Source organism: Herbidospora sakaeratensis (assembly GCF_001570525.1).
Classification (GTDB): domain Bacteria; phylum Actinomycetota; class Actinomycetes; order Streptosporangiales; family Streptosporangiaceae; genus Herbidospora; species Herbidospora sakaeratensis.
In genome coordinates, this window is the sequence record NZ_BBXC01000007.1 from 1224095 (window position 1) to 1241350 (window position 17256).

The 17256-nt window shown below is 74.3% G+C and carries 6 protein-coding genes; 3 read left to right on the forward strand and 3 right to left on the reverse strand.

Annotated elements, in window-relative coordinates; all coding sequences use genetic code 11:
* Positions 1-28 precede the first annotated feature (28 nt).
* Both bla and AW271_RS05155 read left to right on the forward strand, forming a co-directional pair.
* Positions 29-877 carry a class A beta-lactamase gene (bla, locus tag AW271_RS05150; protein WP_062332442.1) on the forward strand — a complete coding sequence of 283 codons (849 nt, stop codon included), beginning with the start codon at positions 29-31 and terminating at the stop codon, positions 875-877.
* Positions 877-3189, forward strand: coding sequence for a transglycosylase domain-containing protein (locus tag AW271_RS05155; protein ID WP_169806280.1), 2313 nt, complete (start codon positions 877-879; stop codon positions 3187-3189). The genes bla and AW271_RS05155 overlap by 1 nt, the downstream gene beginning before the upstream one ends.
* A gap of 78 nt (positions 3190-3267) precedes the next feature.
* On the opposite strand, the gene AW271_RS05160 is transcribed toward AW271_RS05155, so the two are convergent.
* Both AW271_RS05160 and AW271_RS05165 read right to left on the reverse strand, forming a co-directional pair.
* Positions 3268-5502 carry an NACHT domain-containing protein gene (locus tag AW271_RS05160; RefSeq protein WP_062332444.1) on the reverse strand — a complete coding sequence of 745 codons (2235 nt, stop codon included), beginning with the start codon at positions 5500-5502 and terminating at the stop codon, positions 3268-3270.
* A 99-nt stretch (positions 5503-5601) separates the two neighbouring features.
* Complete coding sequence (locus AW271_RS05165; RefSeq protein WP_245652928.1) at positions 5602-5964, reverse strand: winged helix-turn-helix transcriptional regulator; 363 nt, start codon at positions 5962-5964, stop codon at positions 5602-5604.
* 63 nt (positions 5965-6027) lie between these two features.
* On the opposite strand from AW271_RS05165, the gene AW271_RS05170 reads away from it, so the two are divergent.
* Positions 6028-6621, forward strand: a complete 594-nt coding sequence (locus AW271_RS05170; RefSeq protein WP_062332448.1) for an NAD(P)-dependent oxidoreductase — start codon at positions 6028-6030, stop codon at positions 6619-6621.
* Here AW271_RS05170 and AW271_RS05175 read toward each other — a convergent pair.
* Complete coding sequence (locus AW271_RS05175; protein ID WP_062332451.1) at positions 6618-17165, reverse strand: type I polyketide synthase; 10548 nt, start codon at positions 17163-17165, stop codon at positions 6618-6620. The two genes, AW271_RS05170 and AW271_RS05175, sit on opposite strands and share 4 nt — an antisense overlap.
* Between the last annotated feature and the right edge of the window lie 91 nt (positions 17166-17256).

The following is a 17256-nucleotide window of genomic DNA, read 5'->3' on the forward strand; positions in this document are numbered from 1 at the left end:
TTTACGCTGACAGAACAGACTCCTCGGCATGCTTTCCTTCGTGATGTCCCTCGCCCTGCTCTCCGGCGCCGTCACCGCGCCGCCGACCTCGGCGGTCGCGGATCTGCGCGCGCTGGAGACCTCGTTCAAAGGCCGGATCGGCCTGTACGCCATCGACACCGCCACCGGCAAGACGATCGCCTACCGCTCGGGCGAGCGTTTCCCGCTCGCCTCGACCTTCAAGGCGGTGCTCGCGGCGGCCGTGCTGGACAAGAAGCCCGACATCCTCGGCAAGCGCATCCCCATCAGGAAGAAGGACCTGGTGGACTACTCGCCGGAGGTCGAGAAGCACGTCGGGTCGCGCATGACCGTGGCCGCGCTGGCCCGTGCCGCCGTCACCAAGAGCGACAACGCCGCCGCGAACCTGCTGCTCCGGCAGGTCGGCGGGCCGAAGGGCCTGACCCGCTACTTCCGGAGCCTGGACGACCACGTGTCGCGCCTCGACCGCAACGAACCCGGTCTCAACCTCTGGCATCCCGCGGAGCTCCGCGACACCACCACCCCGGCCGCCGTCGCCCGCGACCTGAAGGACCTGACCGCGGGCGACGCCCTCGACGCGGGCGACCGCCGCACCTTCACCGGCTGGCTGGTCGCCAACGAGACCGGCGACAAGCGCATCCGGGCCGGGCTGCCCAAGAGCTGGCGGGTCGGCGACAAGACCGGGACGGGCGGCACCTACGGGACCGCCAACGACATCGCGATCATCTGGCCGAAGGGGTCGAAGAAGCCGATCATCATGGCGATCTACACCAACCGCACCGACAGGAACGCCGCCGCCGACGACTCCGTCGTCGCCAGGACCGCCACGATCGCGGCACGTGGCCTCGGGAAACTCTGATGCGCCTACGTACCATGCCCGGCCTGCTCGTCGCCGGGATCGCCGCCGGGGTGATCACCGCCGGGCTCGCGCTCCCGGCCGGCATCGCCCTCAGCGGGGTGGCCGAGACCATCGACCTCAGCCCGATGGAGCTGGCCGAACCGCCGCTGGCCGAGAAGACCACGCTCCTCGACGCCGACGGCAAGCGCATCGCCCAGTTCTACGACCAGTACCGCGAGAACGTCACCGTCGACAAGGTCGCCCCGATCATGCGCACCGCGATCGTGGCGATCGAGGACGACCGCTTCTACCAGCACGGCGCCATCGACCTCGAGGGCACCATCCGCGCCCTGGCCGCCAACCTCAGCGCGGGCGGCGTCGCCCAGGGCGGCTCCAGCATCACCCAGCAGTACGTCAAGCAGGTCCTGCTCAACAGCGCCACCACCGACGAGCAGAAGGAGGCGGCGCTCGCGCCCAGCTACGTGCGCAAGCTGAACGAGCTGCGCTACGCGTTGTCGGTCGAGGAGAAGTACACCAAGGACCAGATCCTCGAGAAGTACCTGAACATCGCCTACTTCGGCGCGGGCGCGCACGGCATCCAGGCCGCCGCCAAGCGTTTCTTCGGCGTCACGGCGGCCAAGCTGAACCTGGCCCAGTCGGCGACGCTGGCGGCGGCGGTCCGGCTGCCGACGTCCACCGACCCGGAGGGCGGCAAGAAGAACCGCGACGCGCTCATCGCCCGCCGCAACGTGGTGCTCGACCGGATGGCCGAACTCGGCAAGATCACCCCCGCCGAGGCGGCGAAGGCGAAGAAGACCAAGCTCGGCTACAAGGGCGTGCCGATCCCCGGCGGCTGCGAGACCAGCGACTACCGCTACTTCTGCCAGTACGTCGCCGCGGAGGTGCTGGCCGACAAACGATTCGGCAAGACCCGCTCCGACCGCGAACGCGCCCTCAAGCAGGGCGGCATGACGATCCGCACCACCCTGAACCCGAAGATGCAGGACGCCGCCCAGAAGGGCATCGAGGCGTTCGTCGGCCCGAAGGACGGCCCGGTGGCCGCCCAGGCGCTCGTCGAGCCGGGCAGCGGCGCGATCCGCGCGATGGCCGCCAGCCGCGACAACCTCGACTACAACGTGGTCGCCGACCGCGCCCACGGCGGGCTCGGGGGCGTCCAGGCGGGGTCGACGTTCAAGACGTTCACGCTGCTCACGGCGCTCGGCCAGGGCATGCGGCTGAGCGACGGGTTCAACGTCGGCGGGTCGTACACCGCGCCGTCGCCCTCGGCGTTCACCGACTGCGCCGGCAACGCCGTCGGCGACCCGAACCACGCCGTGACCAACGACGAGGGCTCGCCCGGCTACACCACCCTCCAGACCGGGACGTGGGGCTCGGTCAACACGTTCTTCCTGACGCTGGAGGAGCGCGTCGGCCTGTGCGAGACGGTCAAGACGGCCAAGGCGCTCGGCATCAAGCGCGCCGACGGCAAGAAGCTCCAGGAGTACGAGACCTTCACGCTCGGCATCAACGAGATGGACCCGGTCACCGTCGCCAACGCCTACGCGGCGATCGGCGCGCGCGGCAAGTACTGCACGCCGATGGCCATCACCGCGATCACCGACCGCGACGGGAAGAAGACCTCGTTCACGCCGGAGTGCAACCAGGCGATCGACGCCGAGGTGGCCGACGCGGCGGCCGACATCCTGTCGGGCGTGTTCACCAAGGGCACCATGCGGAGCGTCGGCGGCATCGGCCGCCCGGCGGCCGGCAAGACCGGCACCAACGACAACCAGTCGAGCGCCTGGTTCGCCGGCTTCACCCCCGACCTGGCCGGCGCGGTCAGCCTGGCCGACCCGCGCGGCGCGATCACCCACAAGCTGAACAACGTGACGATCGGCGGCCGCTGGTACGGCTCGGTCTTCGGCGCGACCGTGCCGGGGCCGATCTGGAAGGCGACCATGACGGCGGCCCTGGAGGGCGTTCCCGCGACGCCGTTCACGCCGATCAACCAGGAGCGGTTCGGCGTGGAGGAACGCTTCGACCCGTGGTCGGAGGGCCCCTACGACGAGGGCCCGTGGGACGAGTACGGCCAGCGTCCGCCGGACGGCTGGGACCAGACCGACCCCGGCACGACCGACCCGGGCACCGACGGTCCGGGCCGCGACAACCCGGGGACCGACGACCCCGGAAACGAGGGCCCGGGACCGAACGACCCCGGGCCGAACGACCCGGGGCCGGGTGACAACGGGCCCGGCGGCCCGGGCCCGGACAACCCGGGCGGGCCGAACCAGGGCGACACGCCGGACATGTCTCCCGGGGCGGGCCGGGGCTGATCCTGCGGCGGCCGCCACCGGATGCCGGGCGCGGGCAGAACGAGCCCGCGCCCGGCACGCCGCCGGTCACCTCGCCCTCTACCCGGGTGGTCCGGCGGCGAGGTGGTCCTGCAGGTCGGCGTGCCGGAACTGGTAGAACGGGCCGACCGCGCGCAACAGCCCGAGCCGGTGCGCGTCGTCCAGGAACGGCATCAGCGCGCGGGGCAGGCGCCCCGACCAGGCCAGCCGGCAGGTGGCGGCGGCATACGCCGGCCAGGCGTGATGATTCCCGCCCACCAGCCCGCCCACCAGCCCGAGGGAGAACGCGGGCACGAGCCCCAGCACGAGCCCGGCGACGAGTGCGGTCACCGGCCCGTCCCTGAGTCCCGCCGCGGCCCCCATCCCCCCGAACGTGATCCCGACGCCGAGGACCACCGCGTCGATGCGCACCAGGTTGAGGGCACGGTCTGCCTGCCAGCTGCTCATCGGCGCTCTTGCCCGGTCTGCCGCGGCCGGTGTCTCCACCCATCCCATGAACCCGGCCACGAGCACGAACACGACCACTGCGGCCGCACCCACCACGAGTGCGGCCAGAAGCCCGAACACGCCACCGGCCGGGAGCGCGGCCTCGAATCCGAAATCGAGTCCGGCCCGGATGCCGACGATGATCCCGACCCCGCCGCCGACCACGATCCCCGCCGCGATCCCGGCCGAGACCGCGCCCGCGAGCCGGCGGGCGAGCAGAGACCGCCGGCCGTGCAGGCGGAGGTTGGCGAACCCCGGCTCCTCCAGGGGCCATGACCCTGACAGCAGCCCGACCGCCAGCCCGCCGACGAGCCCGACGGTGATCGCGATCACGATCGTGATCTCGAACAGGGGGTCGTACACGACCACGAGCCCGGCCGCGACCACGGACGCGACCACGACGGTGACCGCGCCGGCGATCGCGAGCCTGCTCACGGCGGTGAAGGCACGGGTCCTCCGGGCCAGGTCCCACCAGGCGAAGTCGCGGGTGGGCGTGCCGTTCAGGGGGTGGGCCATGGTGCGGGCCAGGTAGGTCAGCCAACGACGGGCCTGGTGGGGGTCGTGGCGACGGTGGGGCAGGAAGGGGTCTGCCGGGTCCGCGCCGGGCGTGCGCGTGGCGATGAGGGCGGGGATGAGCCGGTCGAGCAGATGACCCTTCAACCGTGCGGTGTCGGGGAACCGCCCGGGCTCCGTCAGAGGCGCAGGGTCGGCGCGGTCGTCGATGTAGACCACCCGAAGTAGCCACAGGCCCAGCGCCGTACCGGCGATCGTGGCCAGGACACGGCCGGCGTCGTGCCCGGCGGGCGTCGCGCGCAGGACGGCGAGGACCTCCTCCCACCCGGCCGCCGGGCGCGGCGGCAGGCATCGCTCCAGGTAGGCGGCGGCCGTTTTCGGGGTCAGCGCCCGCGGCTCGATGACCATGGCCGAGGTGAGGACGTCTCCCGCCCCCTCCACGGCCCGGCTGAACTCGGCGGTCCTGCTGGTCACGATCAGCTGGTCGGTATCGGCGAGAGACTGGTTCAGCGCCACGATGACGGCCTGCCGCGCGGGCGGGGAAAGCTCGTCCAGGCCGTCGAGCACGGGCAGGACGTGCCCCCGCGTGGCGAGGGCCGCCGGCATCTCGGCGGGCAGGTCGGCGGCCCGCAGGGCGGGATAGTCGTGTTCGAGCCGTACGGCGAGCCATTGGTGCAGACGGGGGTGGTTCCGCGTGTCCCAGTCGGCCACCGACATCAACACCGGCACCGGTTCGCCGGGATGGGCGCCCCGGGTGGCGAGCAGTTCACGAATGAGCTGGATGGCCAGAGTGGTCTTGCCGGTGCCGGGGTCGCCGAGGATGACCAGGCGACGACGGCGCAGCCGGCGGAACGTCCTGGCCGCGGCGACGATGTCGTCGCTGTGCACGCTCAGTCGCCGCAGACCGGGGGTGAGGTTGGCCGGATGGTCCATGACGCCGGAGGTACGGGTCAGCCGCCATCGCACCGGGATGGGGGAGGGATCGTCCACCGATCGCATCCTCGCCTCGGTGTTCCACTGATGCTCGATCAGCCCGGCCAGCACGTCCTTGGCGTGGTCCACGTGCGCGGAGGTCACCGCCGGACGCACCGTCGAGCGCCGCCACCACAACCAGAGCGGAACCAGCAGCGTCGGAACCACGAGGATGACACCGGCCAGCTGGGCCACGTTCGCCGCGGTCTGCAACCCGTCGGTCCCGCGCAGCGCGGATCCGGTCAGCGCCAGCAGCCCGGTCACGCCCGCCAGGCCGGCCCACCAGCCCAGTGTGTGCCGCCACGAACCGCTCCTCCTCGCCATGACCGCAATCGTGATCCTCTCGATCCCGATGTGGCCCGCGCCGGAAGGAACTGTGACCAACCCGCGTCCATGGGCCGGCCTGCTCGTCGCCGGGCGTTCTCATGCGACGTCGTAGGCGTCCCGGGCCGACAGCACCTTCGGGAGGTTGGCCCGGGACCACGCGCACATCGTGTCGAGCGGCTCGACCAGGGAGTGGCCGAGCGGCGAGAGTTCGTACACGACCTTCGGCGGGATGCCCGGATGGGCGGTCCGGGTCAGCAGCCCGTCGCGCTCCATCGAGCGCAGCGACTCGGTCAGCACCTTCGGGGTGATGCCGGTCAGCGGGACCTTGAGCTCGGAGTAGCGCCGGGGGCCGTCCTGGAGGCAGCGGATGATCTTCGCGGTCCACTTGTCGCCGATCCGGACCGGCGAGGTGACGGGTGCGCACCCGGCGAACATGTCGGGGTCGAGAGGCTCTGCCACCTTCGGGAGGGTACGTGAGTATCGTTGCGGAAACCAAGGGTGCGCAGGTTAACGTCACGCCCCATGAGAATCGTGGTTTTCGGAGCGGGCGGCCGGGCGGGCCGCCGGATCGTGACCGAGGCGGGCGCCCGCGGGCACGAGGTGACCGGCGTCTCCCACCGCCCGGGCGACTGGACGGTCGGCGACGTCACCGACCCTGAATCGGTGGCCTCCCTGGTCACCGGGCACGACGCGGTCGTGATGGCGGCCAGCCGGTACGAACCGGGCTTCTTCCCCCGTTCGGCTCTCGCCTTGGCCGCCGGGATGGCCGAGGCGGGGGTGACCCGGCTGGTGGCGGTCGGCATCGGCACGACGCTGGAGACGCCGGAGGGCGTGCCGCTGTACGAGACGCCCGGCTTCCCCGAGGACGCGCGGGCCTTCACGCTGGGGCACGTCGAGGAGCTCGGCGTGTTGCGCGAGTCGGCGCTCGACTGGGTCGTGCTCGCGCCGCCGCCCGTCTTCCTCAACGACGACCCGGCGACCGGCCGGCACCGGATCGGCGCACGCCTGGCGCCGGGCGATGAGGCGTTCGGCTACGCCGACCTGGCGGCGGCGGTGGTGGACGAGGTGGAGCGGCCCACCTGCCACCGGGAGCTGGTGGCCGTCACGGCCGCCTAGACCCATTCCCCGGCGAGGTGCAGCGGCGCCGCCTCGACCCCGGCGGCGGTCATCGCCCGCAGACAGGCCAGGGCCGTGCCGGTGTCGACCAGACCGTGGACGGGTGTCAGACCCGGGATGAGGGATTCCAGGCGGCAGGAGGCGATGGTGCCGGGGAGCCAGGGCGCGGGCACGTCCACCGTGAGCCGCCGCTTGATGCCCGGCATCGACAGCAGGCCGCCGCCGACGACGGTGACGTCGCGCCGGGCGCGGGCCTTGGCGACGTCGAAGCAGTGGGGGAAGGAGTCGTCGACGAGGATCGTGCCGGGTCGTAGCCGGTCGACGTCGATGACGAGGTCGTGGCCGCTGACGGCCGCGACGATCAGGTCGGCGTCGTAGACCTCGTCCATCGCGCAGATCTCCGCGCCCGGGTGCAGGCCCTCCAGCGGGGCGGCGTCGTCGCGCAACAGCAGCCGCCCCGGCCGGTCGGCCACGGTCAGCAGCAGACCGAGCGCCGACCGGCCGATGGAGCCGAGCCCGACGAAGGCGACGGTCAGGTCGCGCGACGACCTTCCCGCCAGCGCCTTCTGGACGGTCAGGACCACCGAGACGGCCGTCGCGGCATGGCCCGTCGTGACGGGCACATCGGTCCGCCGGACCACGTCGAAGCCGTAGCCGGTCAGCGCCGGGATCATCCCGGCCAGCGACACGGTCCGCGCGCCGAGGGAGGCGGCGTGCTCGACGGCCTCGGCGGTCCGCGCGGCGAGGTCGGGCGTGCGGGCGAGCTCGTCGGCGAACAGTGGAAGGCAGACGAAGCCCGACCGGCCGAGTGGCGTGTCGAGCTCCTCGGCCAGGCGCGGGCGACCGCCGGGGAACAGGAGGGCGCGCACGTCGTCCCTGGTCAGGGTGGCGTCTGGGGCGAGCGCCTGCACGTGCTCGAAGGGAGGCAGGTAGCCGACCAGCGCGGCGTCCAGGGTCGCGTCACGGGCGCGCGGTGGCGGCTGGCTGCCCTGGGCCGGCAGTTCGGACCGCAAAAGGCGCTCGAAACGGTCCGCGTCCGCCACGGCGGTTCGCAGCACCACTCGCAGATCCCCCTCCGGCGTGGGTCGCACCGACAGGAAGGTCTGCGCGCCCACGGGGGCGATCTCCCCGTCGAGGTCCCAGGTCAGCCGCAGGTTGCGGCCCTCCATCGGGCCCAGCGCCGTGAAGTCGAGGTAGGTGAAGAAGAACTGGGCCGCCCTGATGTCCTCGGCGTTCGCCGTGCGGGCGGCCGTCACCTCCTCGGCCACCGCCCGCAGGTCACCGCCGGCAGGCCGCACCGGCACCGCGTGCGCGTAGGGGCCGAAGACCAGGTGAGCGTCGGGCGGCGCGTCGTCGCGGCCGGACACGGCCACGCCGACCATCAGGTCGTCGTGGCCCGTGAACGCGGTCAGCGCCCGGTGGTAGGCGGCCAGGACCGCGACGAACAGGGTCGTGCCCGCCGCCGCGGCGGCCCGCCGCAGCTCCGCCGCGCCGACCGTGAACGCCGTCGTGCGGGCCGGTCCCGGTGGCACCACCGGCTTCCGGTACGCCTCCCGCCCGCCCCCCGCCGGCCGCAGCCGGGCCACGTGGTCGCGGAACGTGCTGCGCGGGGGAGGCGGCTCGATCCCGTCGTAGGCCGCGAGCAGTTCACGCCCCAGCAGCGCGGCGCTGTAGCCGTCGCCGATCAGATGGTGGGCGTGCACGATGAGCACGTGTTCCGACGAGCTCAGGGTGACGAGCCGGAGCCGGAGCAGCGGCCACGCCCACGGTTCGAACACGCGGGCCCGTTCGGCCGCGATCGACGCGGCGGGGTCGGCGGCCTCCTCGAAGACCACGGGCAGGCGCAGGCTGCCGGGGAGCTCCTGCTGCCCGTCCCCGGGGAACACCGTGCGCAGCATCCCGTGCCGCGCCACGCAGGCGTCGACCGCGCGCTGGAAGCGTTCCCGGTCGACCCGCCCGTGCACGCGCAGGGTCGCCAGCCACGCCTGGCCCGACAGCAGGAACCCGCGCTGCGCGGGCGTCAGCGGGAACGGGCCGTCGGCGGCCGCCGGCACGAACGGGGCAGGTTCGGCCTCGTCGATCGCCTGAGCCAGCGCGGCGAGCGTGCCGTGCTCGTACACGACCGTCGGGCGCGGCAGGGTGGGGATGCGCTCGGCGAGCCGGGCGAACACGCGCAGGATCAGGATCGAGTCGCCGCCCAAGGCGAAGAAGTCGTCCTCCCGCGACACGCGCGGCACCTCCAGCAGGGAGCGCCACACCTCGGCGACCAGTTCCTCGGTCGGGGTCGCGGGCGGCGTGCCGTCGAGGCCGCGCCGGTCGATCTTGCCCGTGGTGGTCTGCGGGAGCGCGGTCACGATCTCGATCCGGGCCGGGATCATGTACGCCGGCAGCGTCGCCCCCAGGTGCCGGCGCAGCGCGACGGGATCGGGGTCGCCGCCGGGGCGGGGCTCGACGAAGGCGGTCAGCCGTTCGCCCGTCAGCACCACGGCGGCCCGCGCCACCTCCGGATGCGTGTGGAAGGCCGCCTCGACCTCCCCCGGCTCCACCCGGTGGCCGCGCACCTTGACCTGCGCGTCGAGCCGCCCGGCGAAGACCAGGTCGCCGTCGGCGTTCCGCCGCACGCGGTCGCCGCTCCGGTACCACCGCACGCCGTCGCGTTCGACGAACGCCGTGCCGGGGTCGTCGAGGTAGCCGGGGGTGAGCCCGGCCCCGGCGATGAGGAGTTCGCCCGAGTCGTCCACCTCGACGAAGACGCCCGCGACAGGGCGGCCGATCGGGATCGTGGTGACGTCGTCGGCGGGCCGTTCGGCGATGACGTGGCAGGTGGCGTTGATGGTCGACTCGGTCGGGCCGTAGAGGTTGGCGATCCGGGCGACGGGGCCGTACAGGTCGAACCAGCGGCGCACGTGCTCGGGCGGCAGCGCCTCGCCGCCCACGTGGATCCAGCGCAGCCGGTGCTCGACGGGCCCGAGGTCCAGCAGCCGCGCCCACAGGCTCGGCACCGAACTCCACACCGTGACGTCGCGCAGCCGCCCGGCCAGCAGCGCGGGGTCGCGCACCTCCTCCCGCGTGAACGTCACCACGGTCGCCCCGGCCAGCAGCGGGGCCAGCAGCTGCCGGACCGAGGCGTCGAAGCAGATCGACGCCGTCTGGGCCAGCCGGTCGCCCGCGTGGTAGCCGAACGTCGCCAGCGCCCAGTCGAGGTAGTTCTCTACCGACCGCCAGGTGATCGGCACCCCCTTGGGACGGCCCGTCGAACCGGAGGTGAAGATGACGTAGGCGGTCGCGTCGGGTGAGACGTCCGGGGCGTCATGGCAGCCCTCACCCGACACGTCGGTGACGACCGTCGTCACGCCACAGCGGGCGAGCTGGTCGCGGCGGCGGGCCTCCGGATGAGAGGCGTCGAGCGGCAGCCACCCCGCGCCCGCGCGCACGATGCCGACCAGGCCGACGACGGTGTCGATGCCGGGCTCGGTCATCAGCCCGATCAGGTCACCGGCCCCGCGCAGCCGGTTCGCCAGCGCGGCGGACCTGCGGTCGAGCTCGGCGTAGGTCAGCCGTTCCGTTCCGGTGTCGACGGCCACGGCGTCGGGGCCGGCGCGGAACCGCGCCCGCAACCGGGCGGCCAGCCCGGGTCTCTCGCTCGTGGACAGTTCGGCCAGGTGCTCGGCGGCCAGCCGGTCGACGGTCGCCCGGCGGAACAACCGCGACGGGAAGTTCCACGAGAACCGCAGCTCACCGGCCGACTCCCAGCAGAGCAGGCTGAGCCGGGTCGCGGCCGTCGCGGTCCCGGCGGCGGTCGCGACGGCGTCCACCGGGCAGGCCGGGTCGGTCGCGGCGGGGAACCGGGCGAAGCTGAACGACGCAGGGCTCGCCGTGCGCGGACCACCTGAGGCGGGCAGCAGCCGGGCCAGGTCGGCGGAGGTCGGCGTGGCGTGGCGTTCGGCGTCCCGCCACAGGTCCCGCAGCCGCCCGGCCAGCTCCGGCAGCGACTCGTCGGGGCGCACCTCGGCCACCAGCGGGAGCGTGTCGGCCAGCGGCCCGACCAGGCGGTCGACGCCCGGAAGGCGGATCTCACGGCGGGCCCTGGCGACGTTCACCGCGACGGCGTCGCTTCCGGTCCAGCGGGCGAGCCGGCGGACATAGGCGGCCAGCAGCAGATGGAACAACGAGACCCCGTGCGCGGCGGCCGTCGCCCGCAGGGCGGCCGACTGTTCGCGGGTCAGCGCGACCTGAACGGCGTCGAGCGGCGGCCCGTCCGGGTCGCCGTCGTAGGGAAGGCGCAGGTCGGGGGCGGTGCGCACGACCTCGGTCCAGTACGCCAGATCGCCCGCCCCCGCCGGTTCCGACGCGGCGGCGTAGTCGGCGAAGGTCGTCGGCAGCGGCGGCAGGACCGGGGCGGCCCCGCGCGACAGGGCCGTGTAGACGGTCCAGAGCTCCTCGCCGAGCACGTTCAGGCTGAAGCCGTCGGCGGCGAGGTGGCTGACGACGATGACCAGGTGGGTCCCGGTGGGGGTGCGGGCCACGACCGCCCGCAGCGGGCCCTCCCGCGTCAGGTCGAAGGGCCGGTTGCGCAGGTCGCTTTCGAGGGCGTCGAGATCGCCGGTGTCGTGCACCTCGAAGTGGAGGCCCGCGGACGGTTCGGCCGACTGCATGCCGTCGGCGTCGATCCGCAACCGCAACATCGGGTGCCGGTCGGCCAGGAACTCCAGCGCCGCCCGCAGGTGCGCGATGTCGAGGGGTCCGGTGATGGTCTGCCGCACATACCCGTATGCCGAAATTTCGGGATAAAGCCACTGTTGGGTCTGGAACGCGACCTGCGTCGGCGTGAGCGGGAACGACCCGCCGCCGTCGAGGTGGGCCGACAACTCGCGCAGTGTGCGGAACTCGAAGAACAGGGTGACCGGCAGCGGCCTGCCGAGCTCCTTCTCCAGCCGTTTGACCAGGTCGACGGCGGTGAGCGAGTCGAGCCCGAGACTGAGGAACGACTCGTCGTCGCCGAGGTCGTCCCGCCTGAGCGCACCCCCCACCAGCCGCCTGACCACCGCCCGCACGTCACCGGAGGACGGCACGAAAGCCGGTTCCGGTACGTCCGCCAGATCGGCCACCACCACCTGCGCGCCCCCCGACCCGATCGCGGCGCGCAAGGCGGCCAGGGCCGCCGACGGATCGAGCGCCCCCCGGGTCACCCCGGCGCGGGCGGCCAGGCCGACCTCCGCGAAGGCGGCGAAGTTCACCGCGATCCACGGCCCCCGCCCGGCCCGGCACAACGCGTCGAGGTAGGCGTTGGCCGCGGCATAGCCACCGATGCCCCCGGCCAGACCGGGCAGCACCGACGACACCGACGAGAACGCCACGCACACGACCGGCGTGAGCCGATGTCGGCGCAGCCCCTCGGCGAGCAGGTAGGCCCCCCGGGTCTTGGCCGCCATGCCCGCCACCAGTTCCCCGGCCGACCCGCCCCGCAGCGCGCCGGGCCGCACCTCCCCGGCGGCATGGAACAGCCCGTCGAGCCGGGCCAGCGGGGCGAGCAACGCCTCGACGTCACCCTCCCGCGACACGTCAGCGCTGAGGTAGTCGACGGTCGCGCCCCGGGAACGCAGATCCGCGAGCAGCCCGGCGGGCGGCCGGGCGGACCGCCCGGCCAGCACGATCGTGGGCCGCCCCCGATCGGCGAGGTCCCGTGCGAGCGCGGCCCCGACCCCGCCCGCCCCACCGGTGATCAGGTAGACCCCATCAGGAGGCAGCTCGCGCCCGGCCGGGCCGGCCGCCTCCGGCTCCGACCCCGTGCCACCACGCCAGGCGACCGGGCCGACTGCCGCCGGCTCCGACCGTGCGCCACCGCGCCAGGCGATCAGATCAGAACCCGAGGCCGGGACGATCGCCTCCGGCTCTCGTTCCGACCGCCTGCCCCCGCGCCACCTGACCAGCCCGGAACCCCGGGCGGAGACCTCGGTCTCGACCGCCGCCACCCGCTGCTCCACGGGCTCCCGGGAGGCCAGGTCGGCGACCCTGACCTCGGCTCCCGTCTCCTGGGCCAGGGCCGCCGCCAGACCTTCGAGCACCGCCTGCTCGGGCCGGTCGGCGTGCACGTCCTGGGTGACGACGAGCACGCGCGTCGCGTCGAGCGCGAGCAGGGCCGACGTCAGTTCGCGGTGCACGGCGTCGAGCGCGTCGGCCGACTCGGCTCGCCGGGGCGACCCGGCGACGAGGATCGTGACGTCGCCGCCGGGCAGCACGGTCACGCCGGGGGTGGTGAGCGCGTCTGCCAGTCCGTCGACGGTCACGCGTGGAGCGTCGATCGGCCGCTCGCGCCAGACCAGGCGGTGCAGCAGTCGCGACGACGGCCAGTGGCGGCGGCGCTCGAACGGATACGTCGGCAGGGCCACCCGGGTCCGGCCCCGGTCCATGGTGGTGCGGTCGATCGGGAGGCCGCGTTGCCAGAGTGCGCCCACGGTCTCCAGCAGCGCCCGTGCGCCGCCCGCGTGCCCGGCAGCCAGCGTCGCGACCGGTGTGGCCGCCGCGTCCGACACGGCGCGGACCGCGCCGCCGAGCGCGGGGGACGGGCCGAGTTCGAGGAAGGTGTCGTAGCCCTCGGCGATCAGCCGGGCGATCGTGTCGGCGAAGCGGACCGGGCGGGCGGCGTGGGAGACCAGGTAGGCCGGGTCGAATGACGGGTTCCACTCGGCGGTGACCGTGCTGAGCAGGGCGATCTCCGGCGGGCCGACGGTGAGCCGGGCCGCCGCCTCGGCGAGCGGGTCGAGTGCCGGGTCCATCAGCGGGGAGTGGAAGGCCCGCGTGACGTCGATGCGGCGGCCGCCCAGCGCCGCCACCGCGTCCACCGGACCGGCGACCACGACGCGGCCGGGCGCGTTCAGAGCCGCCACCGTCACCTCCGGCGGCAGCTCCGTGTCGTCGGGGACGACCGCCATCGCGCCGGGCGGGCAGAGGTCGTGCATCAGGCGGCCGCGTTCGGCCGCGAACGTGACGGCGTCGGCAAGGCTGAGGCGTCCCGACACGCAGGCGGCGGCGAGTTCGCCCACGCTGTGGCCGGCGACGGCGTCCGGGACCACCCCCCAGGCGCGCAGCTGGCGGGCGAGCGCGATTCCGTACATGACCAGGAGGGGCTGCACCACGTCGGTGCGGGCGATCTCGGCGGCGGGATCGGCGCACCAGTCCTTGAGGGTGCGGCCGCCGACGGGGCCGAGCAGGTCGGACGCCTCGTCGACGACCTGCCGGAACACCGGCGCGTGCGCGTAGAGGTCCGCGCCGGAGCCCTGCGCGCCCTGGCCCGGCAGCAGCAGGACCAGGCGGGGGCGCGGGCCGGCCACCCGGGCCTCGGCGGTTGACAGACGCCGGGCCAGGTCGCCGTCGGCGACGACCGCGAGGCGGTGGGGGCGGTCGTCCCGGGCTTGGGCGACGGACGCGCAGACGTCGCCCTCGTCGTGGCCGGGGAGGACGGCGGCCAGGTCGTCGGCGGCCCGGCGCAGCGCGGTGGCGCTCGCCGCCGACAGGGTGAGCAGGGTGAGCCCTTCATGAGGGGTGCGGTCGACCACGCGGGCGGGGGGCTCGGACAGGATGGCGTGCGCGTTCGTGCCGCCGAAGCCGAAGGCGTTGACCCCGGCGGTGCGCGGTTCCGGCCAATCCACGGGCTCGGCCGGGATCGTGAAGCCGTCGAGGCCCTCGGCGGGGGGAGCGGCGTGCAGCGACGGCGGCACGGTCCGGTGGCCCAGGGCCAGCACGACCTTGAGCAGGCTCGGCATCGCGGCGGCGTTGAGCAGGTGGCCCACGTTGGTCTTGACCGAGCCCAGCAGCCGGGAGCCGGTGGGGAAGGCGTGCCGCAGCGAGCGCAGCTCGATCGGGTCGCCGACCGGGGTGCCCGTCCCGTGGGCCTCGACGTAGGTGACCTCGGCCGGGTCGACGCCCGCCTCCGCGTGGGCCCGGGTGATCACCTCGCGCTGGGTGAGCGGGTTGGGCGCGAGCAGGCTCAGCGACCGGCCGTCGTTGTTGACGGCGGTGCCCCTGACGACGGCCAGGACGGGGTCGCCGGACCGTTCGGCGTCGTCGAGGCGGGCCAGCACCAGCGCCGCGCCGCCCTCGCCCGGCACGAACCCGTCGGCCGCCGCGCCGAACGCGCGGCACCGCCCCGACGGGGAGAGCGCCCGCGTCTTCCCGAGCGCCCGGTAGCCGGCGGGGGTGAGGGTGAGGTTCACGCCCGCCACCACCGCGAGGTCGCATTCGCCCTGCTGGAGGCTGCGGCGGGCCAGGTGGAGGGCGACCAGCGCCGACGAGCAGGCGGTGTCGACGGCCAGCGCCGGGCCGGTCAGGTCGAGCGTGTGGGCGACCCGGGCGGCCAGCAGGTTGGGCAGGTTCCCGGTCAGCGCCTCGGCCGGCAAGCCCGTCGCGCCGTGGGCGGCCTCCAGGATCTCCCGGTAGCCGCTCTCCCCGGCGGCGGCGAACACGCCGACCCGGCGGCCGTGGCGGCGCGGGCCCGCGTAGCCGGCCCGTTCGAGGGCCTCGTGGGCGAGTTCCAGCAGCAGCCGGGCCTGGGGGTCGGTCGCGGCGGCCTCCTCGTCGGACAGGCCGAAGAAGCGGGCGTCGAACAGCGCGGGGTCGTCGAGGAAGCCGCCGTGGCCCGGGTGGTCGAAGCGGGTGATCGGGGTGATGGCGTCGTGGCCGCCGACGAGCCGTTCCCAGAACTGCCCGGGGTCGTCGGCACCGGGGAACCGGCAGGCCAGGCCGGTGATCGCGACCGGCTGACCGGCCGCCTGCCGGGGCTCGGTGGACATGAGGGCGGGCGGGGTCAGCAGGTGCGCCGCGAGGGCGGCGACGGTGTCGTGGTCGCGGACGTCGGAGGGCCGCAACGTCACCCCGAACCGGTCTTCGACGGCCGCCAGGACCTGCATCGCCGTGAGCGACGACCCGCCCAGCGACGTGAACCGGTCGTGCGGCCCGACGTCGGCGACGCCGAGCACGTCGGCCCAGATCGCGGTGACGGCCGCCTCGACGTCGGCCCGCGACCGGGGGGCCGGGCTGAACTCCCCGGCCTCGAACCGGGCCCGGAGCACCGAACGGCGCAGCTTCCCGCTGGTCGTCCGGGCGAACGCGGTCGACGGCACCGCCACCACGGCGACGTCGTCGTGCCCGCACGCCGCCGCGACCCGCCGCCGCACCTCGCCGACGACCCCGGCCGGCGCGGGCGCCCGGACGAACACCACGACCCGCTCGCCCTCGGGCCCCGAGGAGCCGACGACCGCCACCGGGCCCGCCGCCACGCCCGCCGCGACCTCCTCCAGGTCGGCGGCGTGGAAGGTGGCCCCGTTGACGAACACGACGTCCTTGGCCCGGCCGGTCACGCACAACCGGCCCTCGTGCAGGAAGCCCAGGTCGCCGGTGTCGAGCCAGTCGCCGAAGCGGGGGCCGCCGTGGTAGCCGCGGGCGACCTGCGGCCCCCGGACCTGGATCAGCCCGACCCGGTCGTCTCCGGCGACGCGCACCTGGCAGCCGGGCACCGGCGCGCCGACGTCCAGGAGCTCGACCGCGTGCGGGCCGGGCGTGGTGAACTCCACCCGGCCCTCGGCGAGCGCCCGCCGGTCGAGCACGAGCGGTTCGGCCGTGGTTCCCGGCGGCGGCACGGTGACCGCGAGGGTCGCCTCGGCCAGGCCGTAGACCGGCTGCGGCACGTGGGGCGGCAGCCCGGTCCTGGCCAGGAAGGCCCGCCAGACGCGCGGTGAGATCGGCTCCGCGCCGACCAGCATCAGCCGCACGCTCGACAGGTCGAGCCGGGCGATCAGCTCGGCGGGCACCCGCCGCTCGACCAGCGCCAGCGCGAAGTTCGCCGCCGTCAGCACGGTCGCCCGATGGCGCGCGGCCGTCTCCAGCCACAGGGCCGGACGTTTGGCGAAGGCCAGCGGCCCCAGCTTGACCTGCTTGATCCGGGCCGCCAGCGGCGCGAGATGGGTGCCGATCAGGCCCATGTCGTGGAAGTAGGGCATCCAGCTGACCGAGACGTCGCCGGGGGTGATCGCGGCGGCGGCCCGGATCTGCGCCAGGTTCGCCTCGACGGCGGCGTGGGTGAGCTCGACGCCCTTCGGGTCTCCGGTGCTGCCCGAGGAGAACTGGAGGAAGGCCACGTCGTGCGGTGACCGTACCGGCAGATCGAGAGCCTTCTCGCCGCGCAGCAGCGCGGCGGGGGAGAGCACCCGCGCCTCCGGGACCGGCGGCTCGTCGGCCACCATCGGCGGGCGGCCGAGGAGCTCCCACACCGGCCGCACCCGGCGCGGGTCGGGGGCCAGCGGGACCGGCACGAGCCCGGCCGCGACCAGCCCCCAGAAGAGCGGCTGGAACTCCTCGCTCCGGTCGGCGATGAGCGGGATCGGGGTGCCCGGCGCGAGGCCCTCCCGCAGCAGCGCGCCCGCCGCCCGCAGGGCCTCGTCGCGTAGTTCCGCGTGCGTGACGACCCGTTCGGAGCCGTCGCCGCGCACGTGGACGACGACCTGGCCGGGCGCGTCGTCCGCCGCCCCCAGCAGCACGTCAAGCAGCATCGTTCGCCCCCGGCTCTCCGCAGATTCCGGGACATGATGACAGAGATCACTCTGATTGCGTGTTGCGCAAATAGTGCGTGGCACGCAAATA